18 protein-coding genes are annotated in these 21181 nt (G+C 70.5%); 9 read left to right on the plus strand and 9 right to left on the minus strand.

The features are described 5' to 3' along the window. Nucleotides 1–8 precede the first annotated feature (8 nt). The 3 genes from LPW41_RS02255 to hisD (LPW41_RS02265) are packed head-to-tail and all read right to left on the minus strand — an operon-like array spanning nucleotide 9 to nucleotide 2841. Nucleotides 9–776, minus strand: a complete 768-nt coding sequence (locus LPW41_RS02255; protein WP_230704005.1) for an HpcH/HpaI aldolase/citrate lyase family protein — start codon at nucleotides 774–776, stop codon at nucleotides 9–11. Next, a complete protein-coding gene (locus LPW41_RS02260; protein ID WP_154096922.1) occupies nucleotides 773–1528 on the minus strand; it encodes an SDR family NAD(P)-dependent oxidoreductase in 756 nt (251 codons plus the stop codon). Before LPW41_RS02260 ends, LPW41_RS02255 begins: the two co-directional genes overlap by 4 nt. Continuing rightward, on the minus strand, nucleotides 1525–2841 hold the full coding sequence (gene hisD, locus LPW41_RS02265; RefSeq protein WP_230704006.1) for a histidinol dehydrogenase: 1317 nt from the start codon (nucleotides 2839–2841) through the stop codon (nucleotides 1525–1527). The genes LPW41_RS02260 and hisD (LPW41_RS02265) overlap by 4 nt, the downstream gene beginning before the upstream one ends. Before the next feature lie 109 nt (nucleotides 2842–2950). Here hisD (LPW41_RS02265) and LPW41_RS02270 point away from each other — a divergent pair, with 109 nt between their 5' ends. The 4 genes from LPW41_RS02270 to LPW41_RS02285 all read left to right on the plus strand — a co-directional run bounded on the left by LPW41_RS02270 (nucleotide 2951) and on the right by LPW41_RS02285 (nucleotide 7038). Continuing rightward, nucleotides 2951–3949, plus strand: a complete 999-nt coding sequence (locus LPW41_RS02270) for a LacI family DNA-binding transcriptional regulator (protein WP_187358429.1) — start codon at nucleotides 2951–2953, stop codon at nucleotides 3947–3949. A gap of 109 nt (nucleotides 3950–4058) precedes the next feature. Then, nucleotides 4059–5039, plus strand: a complete 981-nt coding sequence (locus LPW41_RS16975; RefSeq protein ID WP_154096919.1) for an ester cyclase — start codon at nucleotides 4059–4061, stop codon at nucleotides 5037–5039. A gap of 20 nt (nucleotides 5040–5059) precedes the next feature. Then, the gene (locus tag LPW41_RS02280) at nucleotides 5060–6226 is read left to right on the plus strand and encodes a cupin domain-containing protein (protein ID WP_154096918.1); all 1167 of its coding nucleotides are present in this window, start codon (nucleotides 5060–5062) and stop codon (nucleotides 6224–6226) included. Next, entirely contained in the window at nucleotides 6118–7038 is a 921-nt protein-coding gene (locus tag LPW41_RS02285; RefSeq protein ID WP_262346250.1) for a nitrilase-related carbon-nitrogen hydrolase, read from the plus strand. Before LPW41_RS02280 ends, LPW41_RS02285 begins: the two co-directional genes overlap by 109 nt. An 8-nt stretch (nucleotides 7039–7046) precedes the next feature. Here the strand turns inward: LPW41_RS02285 and LPW41_RS02290 are convergent, their stop codons facing one another. Further along, the gene (locus LPW41_RS02290) at nucleotides 7047–7973 is read right to left on the minus strand and encodes a LysR family transcriptional regulator (RefSeq protein ID WP_154096916.1); all 927 of its coding nucleotides are present in this window, start codon (nucleotides 7971–7973) and stop codon (nucleotides 7047–7049) included. Nucleotides 7974–8051: 78 nt separating this feature from the next. On the opposite strand from LPW41_RS02290, the gene hisD (LPW41_RS02295) reads away from it, so the two are divergent. After that, complete coding sequence (gene hisD, locus LPW41_RS02295; RefSeq protein ID WP_154096915.1) at nucleotides 8052–9374, plus strand: histidinol dehydrogenase; 1323 nt, start codon at nucleotides 8052–8054, stop codon at nucleotides 9372–9374. Between the two features lie 60 nt (nucleotides 9375–9434). On the opposite strand, the gene LPW41_RS02300 is transcribed toward hisD (LPW41_RS02295), so the two are convergent. Beyond that, the gene (locus tag LPW41_RS02300) at nucleotides 9435–10649 is read right to left on the minus strand and encodes an amidohydrolase (protein WP_230704007.1); all 1215 of its coding nucleotides are present in this window, start codon (nucleotides 10647–10649) and stop codon (nucleotides 9435–9437) included. Nucleotides 10650–10682: 33 nt separating this feature from the next. Continuing rightward, entirely contained in the window at nucleotides 10683–11861 is a 1179-nt protein-coding gene (locus LPW41_RS02305; protein ID WP_230704008.1) for an ATP-binding protein, read from the minus strand. Between the two features lie 146 nt (nucleotides 11862–12007). Here LPW41_RS02305 and LPW41_RS02310 point away from each other — a divergent pair, with 146 nt between their 5' ends. Together LPW41_RS02310 and LPW41_RS02315 are read left to right on the plus strand one after the other, a co-directional pair. Beyond that, nucleotides 12008–13201 (plus strand): NAD(P)/FAD-dependent oxidoreductase, encoded by a 1194-nt coding sequence (locus tag LPW41_RS02310; protein WP_230704009.1) that lies wholly within the window; start codon nucleotides 12008–12010, stop codon nucleotides 13199–13201. A gap of 179 nt (nucleotides 13202–13380) precedes the next feature. Further along, nucleotides 13381–14598, plus strand: a complete 1218-nt coding sequence (locus tag LPW41_RS02315) for a DUF4190 domain-containing protein (RefSeq protein ID WP_154096911.1) — start codon at nucleotides 13381–13383, stop codon at nucleotides 14596–14598. 30 nt (nucleotides 14599–14628) lie between these two features. Here LPW41_RS02315 and LPW41_RS02320 read toward each other — a convergent pair whose 3' ends face one another. From LPW41_RS02320 to LPW41_RS02330, 3 genes are all read right to left on the minus strand, one after another. Continuing rightward, nucleotides 14629–15630 carry a LacI family DNA-binding transcriptional regulator gene (locus LPW41_RS02320; protein WP_144830534.1) on the minus strand — a complete coding sequence of 334 codons (1002 nt, stop codon included), beginning with the start codon at nucleotides 15628–15630 and terminating at the stop codon, nucleotides 14629–14631. A 41-nt stretch (nucleotides 15631–15671) separates the two neighbouring features. Then, nucleotides 15672–17351, minus strand: coding sequence for a glycoside hydrolase family 13 protein (locus LPW41_RS02325; RefSeq protein WP_144830531.1), 1680 nt, complete (start codon nucleotides 17349–17351; stop codon nucleotides 15672–15674). A gap of 132 nt (nucleotides 17352–17483) precedes the next feature. After that, nucleotides 17484–18674 (minus strand): glycosyltransferase, encoded by a 1191-nt coding sequence (locus LPW41_RS02330; RefSeq protein WP_230704010.1) that lies wholly within the window; start codon nucleotides 18672–18674, stop codon nucleotides 17484–17486. A 224-nt stretch (nucleotides 18675–18898) separates the two neighbouring features. Here LPW41_RS02330 and LPW41_RS02335 point away from each other — a divergent pair, with 224 nt between their 5' ends. Both LPW41_RS02335 and LPW41_RS02340 read left to right on the plus strand, forming a co-directional pair. Further along, nucleotides 18899–20113, plus strand: a complete 1215-nt coding sequence (locus LPW41_RS02335) for a glycosyltransferase (protein WP_230704011.1) — start codon at nucleotides 18899–18901, stop codon at nucleotides 20111–20113. Next, nucleotides 20110–21144, plus strand: coding sequence for a glycosyltransferase (locus tag LPW41_RS02340; RefSeq protein WP_230704012.1), 1035 nt, complete (start codon nucleotides 20110–20112; stop codon nucleotides 21142–21144). Before LPW41_RS02335 ends, LPW41_RS02340 begins: the two co-directional genes overlap by 4 nt. Nucleotides 21145–21181: the final 37 nt, after the last annotated feature.

Consider the following 21181-nt stretch of genomic DNA (forward strand, 5'->3'; position numbering starts at 1 on the left):
CCGCCCGTTCAGTCGCGGGCGGCGCGGAGGTCGTGCAGATGCCTCATCAACGAGGACGCGAGGTTGTAGACGACCAGGCGGGCTCCGTCGTCGAAGGCGGCGATCGCCGCCGCGGGCGTGCCGACGATGTCCATCCGCAGCTTTCCTGCCGCGGTGATGGCGCGGTTCACCACCGCCGTGGCCTCGGCGACGGGGAGATCCTCGGGCCCCGACGAGGCCGCGAGGTCGGCGGGGCCGATCATGATCCCGTCGAGCCCGGGGGTGCGCGCGATGGCTTCGGCGGCGGCGACGCCGGCCGGCGACTCGACCATCCCGAAGACGAGGGTGTTCGCGAGATACCACTCGCGGTGCTCCTCGGCAGGCGTCTCGCCGAACCGCCCGGCGCGGCTGTACGTGGCGAAGCCCCGGGTGCCCAGCGGTGGATAGTGGGATGCGGAGACCACCGCCGCTGCCGCGACCGCGTCGTCGATGTGCGGCACGAGCACGCCCTGAGCGCGCTGATCGAGGACGCGCAGGATCATGCCGGGGTCGTCTTGGCCCACGCGCACGATGACCGGAACGTCGTGGACGGCGGCCACGGCGATGTGCTGACGGAGGGCGATCAGGTCGGCGGGGCCGTGCTCGGCGTCGATCAGCACGAAGTCGAAGCGGGCGACGGCCAGCATCTCGACCAGTTCCTCGCTCGGCATGCGCAGCAGGGCGCCGAGGAGCCGGTCGCCCGCCTCCGCCCGAGCGCGAAGGGATGCGGGACGCACGCCCCCGACGAGCGCGCTCACGCGATCATCCCCGCCGACAGATCGATGTCTGCGCCGCACATCCCCGACATCGACAGCATCGCCACTACGGCCGCCCCCACCTCGGCCTCGGTCACCATGCGTCCGAGGGCTGCCCGCGAGACGAACGCCGACTCGGCGTCGGCGACGGAGCTTCCGGAACGCTCGGCTTCCAGCCGGAAGTTGCGCGACATGCGTTCTCCGGCGACCGGGCCCGGCGACAGGGTGTTGACGTTCACCCCGCTCGGGCCGACTTCGAAAGCGAGCGTCGAAGTGAGGCCGAGGATCGCCATCTTCGACGCGGTGTAGGGCGTGCGGTGGGCGAGGGGGCGTTTACCCGACACGGATGCCACGTTGATCACGTCGCCGCGACCGCGCTCGACCATCTGCGGGAGGAACGCGCGGCACAAAAGGAACGTGCCCCGGACGTTGACGGCGAACACCTCGTCCCACTCCTGCACGCCGATGTCGGTGAGGGCGGCGACGGGCCCGGCGATCCCGGCGTTGTTCACCAGGATCGACACCTCGGTGCCGGACAGGTCGTCGCGCAGGCGTGCCACGGAATCCTCGTCGGCGACGTCGCACGTCACCGCCCGCGTGCCGGGGATCTCCGCGGCGACGGCATCGAGCTTTCGCTGGTCCCGGCCCGTGATCACGAGGTCGGCGCCGGCTGCGGCCAGAGCGCGGGCCATGGCCGCCCCGAGTCCGCTGCCCCCTCCGGTGATGAGGGCGGTGCGCCCGGCGAGAGTGGTCATCGTGCGCCCGCTCGACTGTCCTCGATCCACGGGAACGTTGCCCCGCCGTGGCGCCAGGCGCGAGCATCGCCTGATCGGGCGTGGCCTTCGAAGAGCTCCACGCGTGCCGCGCGCCCGCATACCTCGCCAAGCTTCGCGGAGGAGGCGGTGTCGGTGATCTCCTGGTAGGTGATGGTGCGCAGGTACTTGCCCACCCAGAGTCCGCCCGTGTACCGCGCGGCTCCGAGCGTCGGGAGGACGTGGTTGGTGCCGATCACCTTGTCGCCGTACGAGACGCAGGTGTTCTCTCCGAGGAAGAGCGCTCCGTAGTCGTGCATCTTCTCGAGGGCGGCGCGAGGCTCCCCCGTGAAGATCTGCACGTGCTCGAACGCGAAGGAATCGGCGAGGGCGTAGGCCTCGTCGAGGTCCTCGACCACGATCACCTGACCCCAGTCGCGCCACGCGGGCTCGGCGTAGTCGCGCGTGGACATGCCGGGGAGAAGGTCTTCGATCAGATCCATGACGCGCTCGCCGAGTGCGCGGGACATCGTGATGAGCACCGCCGGCGACTCGGGGCCGTGCTCGGCCTGGGACAGGAGGTCGACGGCCGTCAGGAAGGGGTCGGCGTCATCGTCGGCGACGATCAAGATCTCGGTGGGGCCGGCGAACAGGTCGATGCCCACCTCCCCGAAGAGCTGGCGCTTCGCTTCGGCGACGTAGGCGTTGCCAGGGCCGGCGATCATGTTGACCGGGGCGATGGTCTCGGTGCCGACGGCCATGGCGGTGACCGCCTGCACCCCGCCGAGGATGTAGATCTCGTCCGCCCCGGCCAGCTTCATCGCGGCCACGGTGGCGGCGGGGATCTCGCCGCGGATCGGCGGGGTGCACGCCACCACGCGGGGCACGCCGGCCACCTTGGCGGTGATGATCGTCATGTGCGCCGAGGCCGTCAGCGGGTACTTCCCGCCCGGGATGTAAGCCCCCGCGGCGCGGACGGGGACGTGCTTCTGTCCGAGGTGCACCCCCGGCAGCGTCTCGACTTCGATGTCGACGAGCGAATCGCGTTGCGCCTGGGCGAAGGTGCGCACCTGCTCCTGGACGAAGCGGATGTCGTCGATGACCTGCGGGTCCAGTGTCGCCATGATGCGCGTGACGTCGTCGTCGTCGAGCCGGAAGGGGCCGTCCCAGCGGTCGAACTGCGACGCGTACCGGCGTACGGCGTCGTCGCCGTTCGCGCGGATGTCGTCGATGATCGTGCCCACTCGCGCGGCGACGTCGCTCTGCGCCGTGTCGGTGAACGACTTCGTGGGCGCCTTCTTCAGGAACAGGGGCATCTTCGCGTCCTCTCGTGCATACGTATGTGCTTATCATGACTGCGTATGCACACGGGGTCAACCTTTCGCTAGACTTCAGCCCTCAGCACCTGAGTCGCCAGGGGGTTCCATGGCCGTCACGAGCAGAGACGTCGCTCGTCTGGCCGGCGTCTCCCAACCCACCGTCTCGCGCGCCCTCCGCGACGACCCCCGGGTGTCCGAAGAGACGAAGAAGCGCGTCCGCGACGCGGCCGTTCTTCTCGGCTACGTCCCGAGCGAAGCGGGGCGCGCTCTTTCGTCCGGCCGCACGAGACGGATCGGCCTGCTCGTGACCGATCTCGAGAACCAGTTCTACGCGCACATCATCGCGCCTCTGCATCGAGAGCTCGAGGCGTGTGGGTACCAGCTCGTCCTGCATACCGAGACCGCCGACGAGTCGGTCGCCGAGAGGCTCATCGCGAACGGTCTCGATGGTGTCATCCTGGCCACCACCACCGTCGAATCGGTCGTGCCGCTGCGGCTCCGCGACCGCGGGCTGCCGTTCGTCTACTTCAACCGCACCGCCGCCCTGGTCGATGCGGACGCCACCATCGTGGCGCCCGCCGCCGGGTTCGAGGTCGCCGTCGACCGGGCGCTGGCCCTGGGCCATCGCCGGATCGGGGCGGTCCTGGGTCCGCAGAACACGAGCACGGGGCGCTCGCGCGAGCTCGCCCTCCGCTCCGCGCTCACCGCGCGAGGCATCTCTCTGGATCCGGAGGCCGTGCGACACGGCCCGTTCGACACGGAAGCCGGTGATGCGGCGACGGCGGAGCTGCTCGGGTTGGCGGAAGCGCCCTCCCTCATCTTCTGCGGCAACGACGTCATGGCCTACGGTGCCCTGAACGCAGCGCGCCGGGCCGGGGCGTCGGTGCCGGACGACGTCTCGATCGTCGGCTTCGACGACCTTCCCCCCGCGTCCTGGCCGCTGATCGAACTGTCGACGATCGCGTACGACTACGTGCAGATGGCCCGAGAGGCCGCCCGTCTCATGGTGCAGCGCATCGAAGACCAGCCGTCGGAGTTCGCGCACGTGGAGTTCGCGACGACATTCATCGAGCGCCGCACGCTCGGCTCGGCGCGACGGGCCTGACCCCCCGGCTCCTCGCGCTCAGGTGCTTGCATCAGTGTTGTGCATACGCATACACTGCGGACAACACCTGCCGCGTCGATACAGACGCCTGAACTCGAAGGAGCCTCGAGTGTCTCTCGACCCGGTCGCCTACCAGCCGTACGCGGATCCCGACGACTTCATCCGCGAGGTCACGGATCTGATCTGGGTGGATCGGTCCATCAGCTTCATCCGCGACAACTACGAGCCGGACTCGATCGTCCACGGTGCCTACGGAACCTCGACGACCCGCGACGAGGTGATCGAGGGAACGCTCATGCGCATCTCGGCGACTCCCGACCGCACCGGTCAGGCCGAGGACGTCATCTGGGAGGCGCGCGGCGACGACGCCTTCCTCAGCTCGCACCTCGTGCTCTCGGGGCACCTGCAGACGTCCGAATACAGCCGCACCATCGCCAACTGTCTGTACCGCCGCGGACGGATGGTCGAAGAGTGGGTGGTGCGCGACACGCTCGCCGGCGCCCTCATCCTGCAAAGCGACCTCGATGAACTCGCTCGAGCCCAGGCCTTCCGCGGGTACAGCGGTACCTGGACGGAGCCCGCCCCCGCCGACCCCATCGCCGTGGGCGACTCCGGACCTCGGCCCGACGAATACCGCCCCGAGGTGGAGCGTGTCGTCGAGATGATCGAGACGGTCTGGAACGACCGCGACCTGCAGAAGGTCGAGCGCTTCTTCCATCGCGACCTCGTCCTGCTCACGGTGGGCAACCGCCTCGTCATCCGGCCCGAGGGATACCGGCGCGCGCTCCTGCGGTTCCTCGAGTCGTTCCCGTCGGGTCGATTCGAGATCCGCGACATCCAGACGAACTACGACGTCCGGTATGCGGGTCTGCGTGTGGCTGTGACCTGGAAGTTCATCGGCGACTACAACGGCGTGGCCAACTACGGCCCGCTCACGGGTCGGCCCGTCGACGTCCTCGGCATCTCGCAATTCACCTTCCATCAGGGCGCCCTCGTCAAAGAGGTGCGGCTGTGGGACGACATCGCGTTGCGCGCCCAGATCGCCGGAATGCGAGGCGACGAGCCCGTCGTCCTCGGAAACATCTACTGATCCAACGAAGGAAGAGAACAATGAGTACCGACCACCTCAGCCACGACACGGTCGTCGACGCAGCGGAGATCGAGCGCCGAACCATCCGCAAGAGCGATTGGGCTCCGCACAACGCCGCCTTCATCGACTGCCGCACGCCCGGCTCCGACCGCAAGCAGAACTACGCGTTCATCGGTGGCGGCGTCTCGCAGAACGCCGGCCAGGTCATCAACCTCACCGAAGAGCACGGCTTCAACACGGGCGCCGCCGGCATGCCGAACGGGATCTCCAACAACCTGCACCTCCACTTCACCGCGGAAGTCTTCGTCAACCTGGGCGGGGAATTCCGTCTTCGATGGGGGATCGACGGCAAACAGGGGGAGTACGTCAGCACCGATGGGGACATCATCTCGATCCCCACATGGATCTTCCGTGGTTTCACGAACGAGGGTCCCGACGACGGCATCCTCTGGACCGTCCTCGGTCGCGACGTGACCGGAGGCATCATCTGGGGTCCGTCGGTGCTCAAGGAAGCCGAGTCCTACGGTCTCCACCTCACCGCCGACAATCAGCTCATCGACACCGTCGCCGGCGATGAATTGCCCACGGACGTCGCCCTCATCAAGCCGATCCAGCAGCGTTACATCGACGAGCTCACCCCCTTCACCGTCGAGCAGATGCGCGAACGCGTCATCCAGCCGGGCGACCGGGTCTACAGCGCGAACGCGCTGTTGTGCGCGAGCCTTCCGGGCGGCGCGGCGGAGCTGAGCCTCGCGATCGGCTACGGCATGACGGAGGACCGCCGCCAGGTGCCCCGCATCCACGAACCGCACTCCTTCAACATGGCGTGGGTGCGAGCCGCCGCCGATGAGGGGATTCTTCGTCACCGCCACGACAAGAACCAGGCAGTGCTGGTCAAGAGCGGCCGGTGGACGGTGACGCTCAACGGCGACCCCTCGACGACCGTCGAACTCGACCCGTCCGACTCGTTCTCCGTCCCGGCCGGCGCATGGCGCACCTTCCGCTGCATCGACGCCGGGGACGCGGGAGCGGGCGAACTGCTCGTCATCAACTCCGGAGACGACCGCGTCTACCTGGAGTGGGCTCCCGAAGTCGTCGACGCCGCTCGCGACGCCGATTGGATGATCGACCCGAACGGCTACCTCGCCCCCGTCGGTGTGATGGTGACCGCGACGGAGGACGACTGATCGGCGCACGCGAACTCCGGGTCGCCGCGATCTCTCCCGCCATCCGTGTGGGCGAGGTCGCGGCGAACGTCGACCTGCTCCGCGTCGCGATGGTCGAGGCCGTCGCCTCCGGCGCGGAACTCCTGGTGGCGCCCGAACTCGCCACCAGCGGGTACGTCTTCCGCGACGCGGAGGAAGCCCGCGGCGCCTCTCTCCGCCGCGACGATCCGTTGTGGGAAGCGCTCTCCGCCGTCCTGCCCGAGGGGGTCGTCGCGGTCGTCGGGTACGCGGAAGACGCGGGGGCGCACATCTTCAACACCGCCGCCGTCCTGACGAGGTCCGGGCGCATCGCCGATTACCGCAAGGCGCATCTGTGGGGTGCCGAGTCGCGGTTCTTCGCGGCCGGTGATGCGGCCGGCGCTGTCGTGGACACCCCCATCGGAAGGCTCGGTCTAGCCATCTGCTACGACAACGAGTTCCCTGAGGTGCCCCGCCGCCTGGCGCTCGCCGGGGCCGAGGTGCTCGCTCTGCCGGTCAACTGGCCGCTCGTCGACCGGCCGGGAGGAGAGCGCGCGCCCGAGACGATCCAGGCGATGGCCGCGGCTCGATCCTCGCGCCTCGCGACCGTGATCGCCGACCGTCGCGGGTCCGAGCGCGGGGTGGCCTGGACGGGAGGGACGGCCGTCATCGACGATGACGGGTGGGTCGCCGCGGACGCGGCCGACGGAGCGGATCGCGTCTCAGCGACGCTCAGGCTCCGCCACCCCTCCGACAAATCCCTCCCGCCGCACAACGACCTCTTCGGCGACCGTCGGCCCGACCTCTACGTCTGACCCGGCGTTCACTCCGGTGCGATCCGTCCCGGATGCCGTCTCATCCGCGTGCGAAGCATCTCCTGCGCCATGCCGGCCAACCGTCCTGCGGCGGGCGAGAGGTCGGCGCCCTCCCTCCGGGCGAGCGCGATCGTGTCCCATAGCGGCTCCGCGAACGGCACCACGCGGATCTCCGCAGGAAAGGTCGCCGACTCGGCGATCGAGCGCGACACGATGGTGTCCGCCGTCCCCGACGACACCAGGCCGAGAGCGGTCTCGACGTTCTCGACTTCGATCGCCGGCTCCAGCGTGAGGCCGCGCGCGCTGGCTCGCTCGCGCAGCTGCCGACGGGTGGGGTCGTCCCACCCCGCGTACGCGTCGTACAGCACGAGTTTGGATGCCGCCACTTCGGCGAGGTCGACCGGCCCGGTCGGGGCGTCGGCACGCGCCGAGGCGAAGACGACCTCGTCGCGGAAGAGCGGAGTGATCGTCAATCCCGTCTCATCGACGGGCAGGACCAGGAGTCCCGCCTCCACTTCGCCGGCGGCGATCGACCGGGCGACGAGGGCGGAGTTGATGCCGACCATCCGCACGCGCACGCCCGGATGGCGCTCGTGGAACCGCTGGAGGAGCTCGGAGAGGTCGTAGTAGGCGGCGTTGCGCAGCACGCCGAACGTGCAGGTGCCCGCCTCGAGCGCGTTATGCGCGCGCATCGTCTCGATGCCGTGATCGATGGCGCCGACGGCCCGTTCGGCGTGCGCGCGCAGGGCCAGCGCCGACTCGGTCGGCACCAGGCGGCGCCCGCCACGGCGGAAGAGCGCCACACCGAGTTCGCGCTCGAGACGGGCGACCAGCTCCGACACGGATGCCTGACTCGTGTCGAGCTCGGCGGCTGCGGCCGTGAAAGAGCCTCGATCGAGCGCGGTGAGGAACGCGCGCAGCTGGGTAATCGTCATGAGATAAAGGTAAACCTTGTGGTTCCCATCGCATCCATCGTTCTTGTGGGGTGTCAGGCGATCTTCTAGCGTTCCCGTATGCAGTTCACTCCCGCGCTCCTCGAGCGACTCGACGGTTCCTTCCACCACCTCAAGACGCCGCTCGTCGACGCTCCCGCCGCCCAGCGCGATCCGGCCGTCATCTCGACGGTCTCGAAGATGCTCGCCGACATCCAGGGGCGCGGTCTCGATGCGGTTCTCGACTACGCGCGCACCCTCGACCGGTACGAGGGCGGTGACATCGAGCTGTCGAGCGCGCAGATCGCCTCCAGCGGAGACCGTCTCGCCCCCGATCTCCGCGCAGCGATCGAACTCGGATCGGAACGCACGAAGGCGTTCGCCGCCGAGCAGCGCGGTCGGCTGCACGATTTCGAGACCGAGCTCGTGCCGGGACTCACCACCGGGGTGCGTTACGTGCCGGTGTCCCGGGTGGGCGCTTACCTGCCCGCCGGGCGCTTCCCCCTGACAGCCAGCGCCTTCATGACGGTCGGCGTCGCGAAGGCCGCGGGAGTGCCCACGGTCATCGCCTGCACGCCGCCGCAGCCCGACGGGGGCGCGAACGACGCCGTCGTCTACGCCGCCCACCTTTCGGGTGTCGACCGGGTCTTCGTCCTCGGCGGCGTTCAGGCGCTCGCGGCGATGGCCTACGGGCTCCTCGGCGACCTCCCCGTGGACATGCTCGTGGGGGCCGGCAACGCCTTCGTGGCGGAGGCCAAGCGTCAGCTGTTCGGGACCGTCGCCATCGACCTGCTGGCCGGTCCCTCCGAGGTGGCGGTGCTCTCAGACGACAGCGCCGACCCCGAGATCGTGGCGGCCGACCTGCTCGGTCAGGCCGAGCACGGCCCCAACTCCCCGGCGGCGCTCGTCACGACGTCGGAGGAGCATGGCCGCGCCGTCATCGCCGCGGTCGAGCGCCAGCTCGAGACCCTGGCGACGGAGCCCATCGCGGGCCCTGCATGGCGCGACTTCGGAACCGTCACGGTCGCCGCCGACCGCGAGACGGCGGTCGCCCTCATGGATGATCTGGCCCCCGAGCACCTCGAAGTGATCACGATCGACGACGGGTGGTACCACGACAACCTGCGCAACTACGGGTCGATCTTCCTCGGTCCGTGGAGCACCGTCGCCTACTCCGACAAGGGCATGGCGGGAACGAATCACGTGCTGCCCACTGCGGGAGGAGCCAAGCACAGTGCCGGCCTGTCGGTGTCGCGCTTCGTCAAGCCGCTGACCTACCAGCGGATCAGCCGAGAGGCCACGCCCGATCTGGCCGAGGCCGTGCAGACGATCTCCGACTCCGAGGGCATGGCGGCCCACAGCGCGACGGCCACCATGCGTCTGGCGACATACGCGCAGGAGTGAGGGCCCGGGCGCCGCGAGCATCCACGCCGCGCGCGCCCGATCCTCCCCGCGAGCCGGGTCTCAGCCCAAGAACTCCCGCGCCGCCACGACGAGGTTCTCCACGCCGCGGTCGATCGTCGGCTGCATCACCGGCGCGAAGAAGGGGGAGTGGTTCGTCGGGATGTCGCGCTCGATCGTGCCGCCGGCGAGGGCGTCGGCGAAGGTCTGCGGGTCGACGCCTCCCCAGAACCAGAACACCAGCGGGGCACCCGACTCGCGCGCGAACCACGACACGTCTTCACTGCCGGTGAACATGCCGGGGTCGACGACAGAGCCCTCGCCGAACGAACGCCGGAACGCCTCGGTGAGGCGGGCCGTGGCATCCGCGTCGTTGATCGTGGGCGGCAGGGTGTGGTCGGTCGTGATGACGGGTTCTTTCTCGGCTCCGGATGCCGCGGCCTCGGCGCGGATGATGCGCTCGACCTTCGTCATCACGCGCTCGCGGGCCGCGTCGTCGGGGTAGCGCAGGCTCAGCTCGAGCTTCGCCTCGGCGGGGATGATGTTGTTCTTCAGCCCGGCGTGGATCGAGCCGACGGTCACGACGGCGACGTCGCGCGGGTCGACCTCGCGCGAGACGACGGTCTGCAGGCGCATGACGGTCGCGGCCGCCATGACGACCGGGTCGATCGTGGAGTGCGGGCGCGAACCGTGGCCGCCGCGGCCGTAGAGCATCACGGTGAGGCCGTCGGAGGCCGCCATCTGCGTTCCCGGGCGCACGCCGATGACGCCGGCGGGCAGGGGCGTGACGTGCTGGCCGAGCACGATGTCGGGCTTCGGGTATCGCTCGAGCACACCGTCGGCGATCATCGCCTTCGAACCCGCGCCGTACTCCTCGGCCGGCTGGAACACCGCGACCACGGTTCCCGACCACTCGTCGGTGGTCGCGACGAGTCGCTCGAGCGCGCCGATCAGCGCGGTGACGTGCATGTCGTGGCCGCACGCGTGCATCACCGGAACGGCGTTTCCGGCCGGATCGGTGCCGCGCACCGTGCTGGCGTAGGCGAGGCCGGTCTGCTCCTCGACGGGGAGGCCGTCCATGTCGGCACGCAGCCACACGACGGGTCCGTCGCCGTTGTCGATCCTCGTGACCACACCGGTGCGGCCCACTCCCTCTTCGACCTCGAGGCCCAGGTCGGCGAGGTGGCGGGCGATGATGCCCGCCGTCCGCGTCTCCTGGAACGACAGCTCGGGGTGGGCGTGCAGGTCGGTGTAGAGGCTTTCGAGGTCGACGCTCATGCCCCGAGCCTACTCAGCCGTGCGTAAAGTCGGTCAGTCGTCAAGCTGGACCTGGCGGACGATGAAGCGGTCCATGTTGGGGACGGTGAAGCCGACGTATCCACGCCGTTCCGCGTAGATAATCCCCTTCTCGATCAACGACTGGCGCGCCGGGCTGAGAGCGGACGGGATGACTCCGATGTGTTCGGCAACGGCCGATGTACTCGCCACACTGCCGCCGACATCGACGATGGCCCGAAGGTACTGTCGCTCGGCAGCGGTCGTCCGATCCCACCTCGCAGGAAAGAATCCCTGGTCGAGGTCGGCGTTCCCTTCGGCGATCCCCGCTCTGGCGACCTCGAGGTCGATGTGCCGATCCGGTGTGAGGTCCCAGACCGCCTTGCCGTACGTCTGCAAGAAGAACGGGTAACCCTGCGCCTCGTCGACTATCGCGTCGACGGCGTCTTCAGCGAACGCGACCCCCAGTTGACCAGCGGGTCGAACGACCGCCTCCTTTGCCGACGCCCTCGTCAGCGCCCCCACCTCATGGAGGGCGAAGCGTTCGGAGTATGGGCGGGCTTCGGCCAGAGTTCGCCGCAAAGTCGGCAATCCCGCTCCGATGACGAAGAACGGCCAATCGGACTGCGCTGCTTTGTGCTGAACGGCCAGGAGAGCCGTGAGGAGGTCCTGATCGAGATCCTGCATCTCATCCACGAAGATCGCGAGTGCGCTCTGGTTCTTCTGAAGAGGGAGTGCGAGGTCAGCGACCACCTCTTCGAGGTCCACCTCCATCAGTCCGGAGTTCGCGCGGTGGTCGGATGGCTCGACGCCGAGGTTGAGAGACACGCCAGCGACGGTGAGAGCGAATGAGGAGACGGTGGAGACCGCTGCTCGTACTTCCGCAACCGCGGTCCGAAATCGTGCCATGCGTCGCCCTGCCATCGCGACACCACGGGCGAGGGACTGGCGCGAGACGAGCTTCCCCGCCGAGCCGGGCCGCGCTTCGAATTGCACGGTGACCCACCCTGCTCGATCTACGTTGCGATGGAGCTCGTTGAGAAGAACCGTCTTGCCGACGCCTCGAAGTCCGTAAGTGATAAGCCCGCCGTCGTTGCGTCGCGCGCGATTCTTGGCGACCATCAGGTCCACGAGGTCGATCTCGTTCTGCCGACCAACGAGTTCCGGCGGCCGGACCCCCGCGCCGGGCCGGAACGGATTCAGTTCAGGAAGCATCGCGACAATCTATCTTTCTCTACCCTCTCTCTAGCTTATTTCTTAGATTTCACCTGCACGCTGAGGAATCCCACCCGCCGCTACCGGATGCCGCGGACCCTCGCAACCCGTCCGCTCCGGTCAGCTCGGGCGACCACGCTTTCGGCATGACCACCACACACTTCGACTACCTCATCGTCGGCGGCGGAATGGTCGCCGACACCGCCTCCCGCGGCATCCGCGAGATCGACGCCGACGGCTCCATCGGCATCCTGAGCGACGACGTCGACGAGCCCTACACGCGCCCCGCGCTGAGCAAGAAGCTGTGGACCGACGACGAGTTCACGTGGGACAAGGTGCCGCTCGGCACCGCCGACGACACCGGCGCCGACATCCGTCTGCAGACGCGCGCGACGGCGATCCGTCCCGACGCGCACGAGGTCGACGCCGACGGCGAGACCTTCTCGTACGGCAAGCTCCTCGTCGCCACCGGCGGCAAGCCCGTCCCGCTGCCGGTCGACGACCGCACGGACGGCGGGCGGGTCCTGTCGTTCCGCACGGCCGAGGACTACCGGCGCCTGCGCTCGCTCGCGAAAGACCTCGACCGCATCGTCGTGGTCGGCGGGGGCTACATCGGCTCCGAACTCGCGGCCGCTCTCGTGCAGAACGACGTCGACACGGTGCTCGTGCACACCGGCGCCGTGCTGGGCGATTCGATATTCCCGCCGGCGCTCGCCGATCGTTTCGAGAAGCTCTTCCGCGACGCGGGCGTCGAGATCGTCGCCGGGTCCAAGGTCGAGGGCGGACAGGCGGATGCCGACGGCGTGCGCCTTCAGCTCGAGAACGGCGACGAGGTGCGGGCGGATGCCGTGGTCAGCGGGCTCGGCATCGAGGTGGCCACCGACCTGGCCGAGCAGGCGGGTCTGACCGTCGACGACGGCATCGTGGTCGACGCGCAGCTGCGTGCCTCGGTCGACGACGTCTTCGCGGCGGGTGACGTGGCGAGCTACCCCGACCGGATCCTCGGCCGCCGTCGCGTCGAGCACGTCGACAACGCCAACGAGCAGGGCAAGGCCGCGGGCCGCAACCTCGCGGGCGCCGCCGAGGCCTACACGCACACGCCGTACTACTACTCCGCCGTCTTCGGCGTCCGCTACGAAGCCGTGGGCACGCTCGACTCCTCCCTCGACACGGTCGAGGACTGGACGGATGCCGATCACGGCGTCGTCTACTACCTCGACGACGACCGCGTCGTGGGCGTGCTGCTGTGGAACGTCGAAGACGCCCGCGACGCGGCGCGCGCGGTGCTGGCCGAGGCCGAGACCCTCACGCGCGACGACCTCGTGGGTCGCATCCGCTGAGACCGTCGGCCCGGACCGGTCCCGCGCGTCGCGGCCGGTCCGGGCGACTGCGTTGCGCGTTCGCCCCCGACCTGCGCCCGTACGGCCGCGACGCGGCCCGATGTGCGTGCTGTCCGGCCGGGTCTAACCTGGACGCACGCTGGGGGTTCTCCCAGCGTGCACTGCATCCAGGAGCACTCATGGCGACCGCTGAACTGCGTCTTCCCCTGTCCGTGGACCAGGCGCGCGACGCGCTGTCCGCCGCGCTGACCGACCTCGGTTTCACGGTGACCCCCACGGCATCCGGATCCCTCGACGTCTCGCGCGGGAGCCTCGGCACGACGCTCGTGGCCGGCGCCTTCGCGGGCCAGGACATGCACGTGCGATTCGACGTGCACTTCTCGGGGGCGCCCGAGGGCACCCTCGCGAGCTTCGAGCACTCCGCGGCAGGCGGATTCTTCAAGGGCGGGGCGATCGGCGCCGTCAAGGCAGGTGATGTGGTTCGCGAGGCCGCGCACTCCGCGGGGGTCCGGCTCGCCGAGCGGGGTCAGCTGGTCGGCGTTCCGCCCGTCGCTCCTCCCGGGGCATCGGGGGCGGATGCCGCGACCTCTCCCGTCCCGCCGCCGTACGCCCCCGGTGCGCAGGGTTACCCCGGCGCAGCGCAGGGCTACCCGGGTGCCGCGCAGACGACGGCCGCAGACGGCACGTACCTCGCGCCCTACCCGGCTCCGCCGGCGTCGGGCCGCACGAACGTCGTCGCGATCGTGGCGATCATCCTCGGCTTCCTCTTCCCGATCGGCGGCATCGTGGCGGGCGCGGTGGCGCTCGCCCAGGTCAAGCGCACGGGCGAGAAGGGGCGCGGGCTCGCGATCGGCGGCATCATCGCCGGCTCTGTGCTGACGGTGCTGTTCATCCTCGCGGCGATCGGGCTCTTCGTCTTCTCGGTGTTCGTCGGCGCGACGGCGGCGTCCGGCGAGTCCGGTTCGTCGACCGACCCGTTCGCCCCGCCGGTGCCGTCGGCGAGCGGTGGCGGCGTGGAGATCACGCCGAGCGACCCTTCGGCCGACGACCCGTACGCCCTTTTCGTCGGCGAATGTCTCGACGGTCTGGCGAGCGGCGTGATCGCGGACGACAGCTTCGTCGACTGCGCAGACCCGCACACCTACGAGGTCTACTCGACTTTCGCCGTTGCCGACGGGGCTTTCCCCGGTGACGATGCCCTCGGGAACGCGGCGTTCGAGGGCTGCGACGCGGAGTTCGAAAGCTTCGTCGGCGTTCCGTACGGTGATTCGACCCTCGACTGGGAGTACGTCGGTCCGACCGAGCAGACCTGGTCCGACGGAGACCGCAGCATCTCGTGCATCCTTTACGACCCCGCGGGTGAGGTCGCGGGTTCGCTCGAGGGCTCGGCGCGCTGAGCCGGGCTCTCGCCCCCGGCGGCGAGGCGGTCAGGCGGGCGGCGGGGCCGTCGAGCCGCGTTCGACGAGCTCGAACGGCAGCGTTCCGAGTCCGCGTGCGGGCTCAGCGCCGTCGAGTTCCGCCAGCACGGCGGCGGCAGCCCGCTCGCCCTGGCCGCGGGCGAACTGGTCGACGGTGGTCAGGCCGAACCACCGGCCGAGCTCGTGGCCATCGACGCCGATGATCGAGACGTCGTCGGGCACCCGCAGGCCCTTCTCGCGCGCGGCGAGGATCGCGCCGATGGCCATCTCGTCCGAGGCCGCGAACAGTGCCGTGGGGCGCTGCTCCGCGTCGAGGGCGCGCGCGGCGGCGGCGGAACCGCCCTCGATCGTGAAGTCGGCCGGGTAGACCGGTGCGTCCGCGACGCCCTCTTCGGCCAGCGCCTCTTCGAATCCCCGTCGTCGCAGGGCCGGCACCGTCGATCCGGCCGCCGTCGCGGCATCCGCCCCGATGTGCGCCACCCGGCGATGCCCCAGCGCGAGCAGGTGCGCGGTGGCGAGTCGGCCGACCGCGAGATCGTCGACGGTCAACGTCGTCAGCAGGGGGTTGGGCCCGGCGATCGCGACGATCGGCACGCCGAGCCGGCGCAGCGACGCCGATTCCTCGGCGTCCGACTCCAGGGCGATCGTGATGACGGCGTCGATCCGGCGCCGTCGCACGTGGTCGTCGAAGACGCGTCGCCGCTCGTCGCGGTCCACGCCGACGCTGTACAAGGTGATGTCGTAGCCGTGGCGGACGAGCCCGTCGGAGATGCCCGCGAGCACGGTGCTGAAGAACCAGCGGTCGAGGAACGGCACGACCACGCCGACGGCCCGCGCGCGTCCTGACGCCAGGCTCGACGCGGCCGCCGACACGACGTACCCCAGGCTCTCCGCGGCGACCATCACGCGCTCGCGGGTCGCCGCCGACACCGGCCCCCGTCCGCTCAACGCACGCGAGACCGTGGCCGTCGACACCCCCGCCACGCGGGCGACGTCGTCGATGCCGACCACGGTCTCGTGTGCTCTCGTCGAATACCGGCGGATGCCGCGGCTCAGGCCGCCGCGATCCAGACGGTCGTGTCGGTGGGCAGGGTGTCGCCGTCGAGCGGTCCGCTCGCGATGAGCACCTCGCCCGCGGGCAGCTCGACCGCGGCATCGCCGAGGTTCGCCACCACCAGGAGCGAGCCGTTGCGGAACGCCACCACGTCGTCGCCGAAGCCCTCGACCCACGCGAGCTCGCCCGCGCCCAGGTTGCGCGCGCGGCGCTCGGCCAGCAGCGACCGGTACAGCGTCAGCGTCGACGAGGGGTCGTCGACCTGCACGTCGCGCGCGAGGTCGGCCCACTCCGTGGGCTGCGGCAGCCATGACTCGCCCGTGTCGTTGAATCCGTAGGCGGGGCCATCGGCGGTCCAGGGGATCGGCACGCGGCATCCGTCGCGCCCGTAGCGCTCGCCGTTCGTGCGGAACCAGGTCGGGTCCTGCCGTGCGTCGTCGGGCAGGTCGATGACCTCGGGCAGACCCAGCTCTTCGCCCTGGTACAGGTACGACGAGCCCGGGAGCGCCAGCATGAGCGAGGTCGCGGCGCGGGCGCGGTGCAGGCCCTTCACGGGGTCGGGCTTGCCGGGCGACTGCGGGCCGATGCCCGCACCCTGCGGGTTCTCGGCCGTCAGCGCGAGGCGCGAGGCGTGGCGCACGACGTCGTGGTTCGACAGCACCCAGGTGCTGGGGGCGCCGACGGCGCCGTACTCGTCGAGCGAGTCGGTGATGACCGCGCGCAGGGCCGGTGCGTCCCAGGCGGTCTCGAGGTAGTGGAAGTTGAACGCCTGGTGCATCTCGTCGGGTCGCACCCACAGCGCCGTCTCGGCGACGGTGGGCAGCCATGCCTCGGCGCACAGGGCGCGGTCGCCGTCGTACGCGGCGAGCACCTCGTGCCATTCGCGCCACACCTCGTGCACGCCCGGCTGGCCCCAGTAGGGGACGGCGTCGGCGTCGCCGCCCATCGACCCCGCGTCGGGATCGGGCGTGTAGTCGGGCAGACCCTCGGCCTTGATGAGGCCGTGCGCCACGTCGACGCGGAAGCCGTCGACCCCGCGGTCGAGCCAGAAGCGCAGGATGTCGCGGAACTCCGCGCGCACCTCGTCGTTGGTCCAGTCGAAGTCGGGCTGGCTCTCGTCGAAGATGTGCAGGTACCACTGGCCGGGGGTGCCGTCGGCCTCGGTCACGCGCTTCCACATGCCGCCGCCGAAGACGCTCTCCCAGTTGTTCGGGGGCAGCTCGCCGTTCTCGCCCTTGCCGTCGCGGAAGATGTAGCGCGCCCGCTCGGGGCTGCCGGGGGCGGCCTTCAGCGCTTCCTGGAACCACACGTGCTGATCGCTCGAGTGATTGGGCACCAGGTCGACGATGACCCGGATGCCGCGCTCGTGCGCACCCGCGAGCATCGCGTCGAAGTCGGCGAGGGTGCCGAAGATCGGGTCGACGTCGCGGTAGTCGGCGACGTCGTAGCCCGCGTCCTTCTGCGGCGACCGCTGGAAGGGGCTCAGCCAGATGGCGTCGACTCCCAGGTCCTGCAGGTCGTCGAGGTGCGCGGTGACGCCGGGCAGGTCGCCGAGACCGTCGCCCGAGGCGTCCGCGAACGAGCGGGGGTAGATCTGGTAGATGACGGCGGTGCGCCACCACTCGGAGCCGGGAGCGGCGACGAGCTCGGCGCGCGCGTCTTCCTGCGTGAAAGTCATGACGACCACGTTAGTGCAAGCGCTTGCAGTCGCGTCAACGGGCTCCCGCTCGAGCGTCGGCCACGGGGCGGTGGGGTGAGGATCCGTCGAGCGCGGGTGAGTTGAAGGATGAGGCGACGTGCCGTGCCGAGGTCAGAGTCCGCGGCGAGACCGGTCGAAGTGCGTGATCGCGTCGGTGTAGACGCGGGTGATCCGGGACAGATGCGTGTCGAAGTCGAGGTCGGCGGCGCTCGCCCGCGCCCCATCGGTCAGCGTGGCGCGCAGGCGCGCGTCGAGGGCGACGCGCTCGAGCGCCGCGGCGAGGGCCTCCGCGCTCGACGACGCGCTCACGACGCCGTTGACCCCGTCGACCACGAGAGAGCCGGCCGCGTCGGGCGTCGCGATCACCGGGCACCCCGCGAGCAGGCTCTCCGCGATGACCAGCCCGAAGGTCTCGGGCCACTGCGAGGGGAACACCAGGGCGGTCGCGGTCGACAGCAGCGCCGCTTTGCGGGCGTCGTCCGCCCAGCCGACGTAGCTCACCGTCTCTCCGACGGCCTTCTCGACGACCGCGCGCAGCGGGCCGTCTCCGGCGATGACCAACTCGCCGTCGATGCCGGCCTGCTCCCACGCCCGCAGCAGGGTCTCGATGCCCTTCTCCTTCTGCAGCTTGCCGAGGAACACGAAGCGCGGGTGCGCCGAGGGCTGTCGATCCTCCGGGTGCGCCGCGGCGATCCAGCCGTGCGGCACGACGCGGGCGTCGATCTCCTCGAGGGCGAGGCCCAGGGCGGCGTGCCGCCGGCGCGTGCGCACGCTGGGGAAGACGACGACATCGGCATGGCGGGCGGAGCGCCACAGCACGCGCGCGCGGAGGCGTTGAACGAGGCCCAACCGCGACTGCTCGATCCCGTGGCGGACGCTGGTCGAGGTCGTGTCGACGAGGCAGTAATCGTGGGCGGTGTGCACGACCGGAGCCGCCTGCGCGCGCAGGATCGCCGACCCGACGCCCTGGAAGCGGTGCACGTGCACCACCCGGTCGGGTCTCTGCACGCGCCGCAAGGAGCGGGGCACGACGAACGCCCCCCACAGGTCGAGCGCGTGGAAGGCCACGCGCGCCGTCACCGTCGCGCCGTGCTCGTCGGGGCGGTACGGGCGCCGCACCGGCAGCTGCCGCACGACGACGCCGGAGCGGCGGGCCCGCGCGACCGTTTCGGGGTCGGTCCAGGCGGTGACGATCTCGACGCAGTCGCCTTGTCGTGCTTGCGCTGCGGCCAGGGCGAGCACGTACGACTCGGCGCCTCCGAGCGTGGCGACGAAGGTGCTCTGCACGTGGGTGATCTTCACGCGGACATCCCCTCCGGTCGCATCCGAACGCGACGGACGTTACGCGGGGGCGATCGCCATGGACCGCGGCGAGGACGCGGGCGGCGCGAGGTTCGACCGGAACCTCACCCGTTCGGGGGTCGTCCTTAACGAGCCATGGCGGGGAGCGGCTCGAGCGCGGGTCGCCCGCGCCGCTCACCACAGTGGGTCCCGTGTACGCCCAGCCGAAAGTCGAGCAAGAGACGGTGTCTGCGCGCATCGTCAGCGTGACCCCGATGGTCCCCTTCGACGGCGTGCCGCACGCGGGGGGCCAGTACTACCTCCGGCACCTGCGCGCGCTCGCCGCGCTCGGGCACCGCATCACGATCCTCGCGCCGGACAGCCCCGACAATCGCGTGGGACGCCTGGCCCTGCGCAACGAAATCCGCGTCGAGCTGCTCGCCGTGTCGACTCCCCTCGGCCGGCGCCTCGCGGACTTCTCCGACAAGCAGCAGGCGCGCCTGTTCCCCGTCCGTCCTGTCGCGCGGATCCGCCGGGCGTTCTCGGCGTCGACGGTGGCGCGGCGCCTCGTCGAGACGGCCGACGTCGTCGAGTATCAGTGGACCGAGACCGCATGGCTCGCCGCGCACCTGCCGGCTCCGTCCGCGCGCCACGTCGTCGTCGTGCACGACGTGCTGTCGCAGAGCTACGAGCGCTTCTTCGAGGCGAGCGCCGCAGCCCCCTTGCCGCAGCGCCTTCTCGCCCGGTGGCGGCGATTCATCGTCGCCCGCGACGAACGCCGCGTGTACTCGAAGGCCGATGTCGCCGTCACCTTCAGTGCGAAGGACGTCGACGTCATCCATCGCTGCGCGGGCGCTGCGGCCCCGGCGCGCGTCGTGCGACCGCCCCTCGCCGGTGTCAAGTCGGCGGAGCACGCAGACCCCGGCACCACGACGGCACCGGTCGTGCTGTTCGTCGGCGCGTTCGATCGCTCGGTCAACGCCGATGCGGCGGAGTGGGCGGCCACCGAGATCCTCCCGATCGTCCGGGCCCGTCACCCCCGGGTGCGGTTCGTCTTCGCCGGGGCCAATCCCACCCCGCGCATGCACGAGCTGGCCGCAGACCTCGACGCCGTCGAGGTGACCGGTCGGGTCGAGACACTCGATCCGTATTACGCGGATGCCGCCGCGGTGCTCGTTCCGCTGCGTTCGGGAGCGGGGGTCAAGTTCAAGACCGTCGAGGCCATGGTGCGCGGCATCCCCGTCGTGTCGACGACAGTCGGGGTCGAGGGGATCGTCGACGACCGCCTCCACGTCTTCGCCGTCGCGGATGAGGCCGAGGCCCTCGCCCGCGGGGTGATCGCCGTGCTCGACGACCCTGCGGCCGCCCGCGCCGCCGCCCGCGGCGTGCGCGCGGCGGCGCGTGCGGAGTTCTCCGCGGCCCAGTTCGAACGTTCGCTCGCGGAGGTCTACGGCTCGTGACGTCGCACCCGACTGCCGAGGCAGCCACCATCGTCCGTCCGTCGGTGGTCGGCGCCACCGTCACCTACGCCACACGAGCGCGCTCGTGCCGTGCCACGGTCGAAGCCCTGCTCGCGCAGGGGGTCGAGAGCGTGATCGTCGTCGACAACGGGTCCACCCCTGACGCCCAGCGAGAGCTGCGCGAACTCGTCGCCGAGTACGAGCCCCGTGTTCTTTGCCACCGTCTCGACCGCAACGAGGGCTCGGCCCCGGCGTTCGGTCTCGCGATCGCCCTCGCCCGCGAGGCGGGGGCCGAGTACGTGTGGCTCCTCGACGACGACAACCTCCCCGAACCGGGCGCGCTCGACAGCCTCATCGCCGAGGAGCGCCGGTTGTGGGACGCGGGCACGATGCCGTGCGCGGTGGCGCCCGTGCGCGCTCCCTCGGCCGACCCCGACGAGGTGGCCGAGACGATCGCGTCGGAGCTCTCGCGCGAACAGCCCGAGGCGAGCCGATCGTTCGCGGGGGTCGAGGCGGGCCTGTTCGCGCGGCGCGCCCTCGAGCGACTCGGCCTGCGCCGTGCGGTGCAGCGGACGGGTGGCGATCTGCCCTACGCGCCCTATGGCGGACTGCTGATGCGCATCGCGGCGACGCGGGCCATCGGTGATCCGGATGCCGACCTCGTGCTCTACGGCGACGATCTGGAGTACACCTCGCGCATCGTCGCGGCGGGCGGGCGCATCGTGCTGACCCCGCGTGCGGTGGTCGTCGACCCGCGCGGCGAGCGGTGGATGCCGCCCGGCTTCGAGGTGCTGGCGATGTTCCGTTCGACCAACGACGCGCTGCTGTATTACTCGCTGCGCAACCGGGTGCACCGCGAGCTGCGGATCGGCAAGCGCTGGTCGCGCGCCCGCGTGCTCAACGGCGCCCTCTTCGCCGCGCTGTGCCTCGTGTGCATGATCGTGACGCGGCGGAGAGACAAGGCGCGCGTCATCCGCACCGCCGTCGACGACGCGATCGCCGGCCGGCTCGGGCGCCGTGTCGAGTTCTGAGGCGCCTGGACTCGCCCGCGGGCAGGGTCTACCGCGC

Origin of the sequence: Microbacterium sp. JC 701 (assembly GCF_021026215.1) — a bacterium.
In the GTDB taxonomy this organism is placed as follows: Bacteria; Actinomycetota; Actinomycetes; order Actinomycetales; family Microbacteriaceae; genus Microbacterium; species Microbacterium algihabitans.

Coding starts and splice junctions, on each gene's coding strand:
- LPW41_RS02270 (WP_187358429.1), top strand. CDS start 2,951: ATGGCCGTCACGAGCAGAGACGTCGCTCGTCTGGCCGGCGTCTCCCAA.
- LPW41_RS02280 (WP_154096918.1), top strand. CDS start 5,060: ATGAGTACCGACCACCTCAGCCACGACACGGTCGTCGACGCAGCGGAG.
- LPW41_RS02305 (WP_230704008.1), bottom strand. CDS start 11,861: ATGCTTCCTGAACTGAATCCGTTCCGGCCCGGCGCGGGGGTCCGGCCG.
- hisD (WP_154096915.1), top strand. CDS start 8,052: ATGCAGTTCACTCCCGCGCTCCTCGAGCGACTCGACGGTTCCTTCCAC.
- LPW41_RS02310 (WP_230704009.1), top strand. CDS start 12,008: ATGACCACCACACACTTCGACTACCTCATCGTCGGCGGCGGAATGGTC.
- hisD (WP_230704006.1), bottom strand. CDS start 2,841: ATGCCCCTGTTCCTGAAGAAGGCGCCCACGAAGTCGTTCACCGACACG.
- LPW41_RS02260 (WP_154096922.1), bottom strand. CDS start 1,528: ATGACCACTCTCGCCGGGCGCACCGCCCTCATCACCGGAGGGGGCAGC.
- LPW41_RS02290 (WP_154096916.1), bottom strand. CDS start 7,973: ATGACGATTACCCAGCTGCGCGCGTTCCTCACCGCGCTCGATCGAGGC.
- LPW41_RS02325 (WP_144830531.1), bottom strand. CDS start 17,351: ATGACTTTCACGCAGGAAGACGCGCGCGCCGAGCTCGTCGCCGCTCCC.
- LPW41_RS02300 (WP_230704007.1), bottom strand. CDS start 10,649: ATGAGCGTCGACCTCGAAAGCCTCTACACCGACCTGCACGCCCACCCC.
- LPW41_RS02315 (WP_154096911.1), top strand. CDS start 13,381: ATGGCGACCGCTGAACTGCGTCTTCCCCTGTCCGTGGACCAGGCGCGC.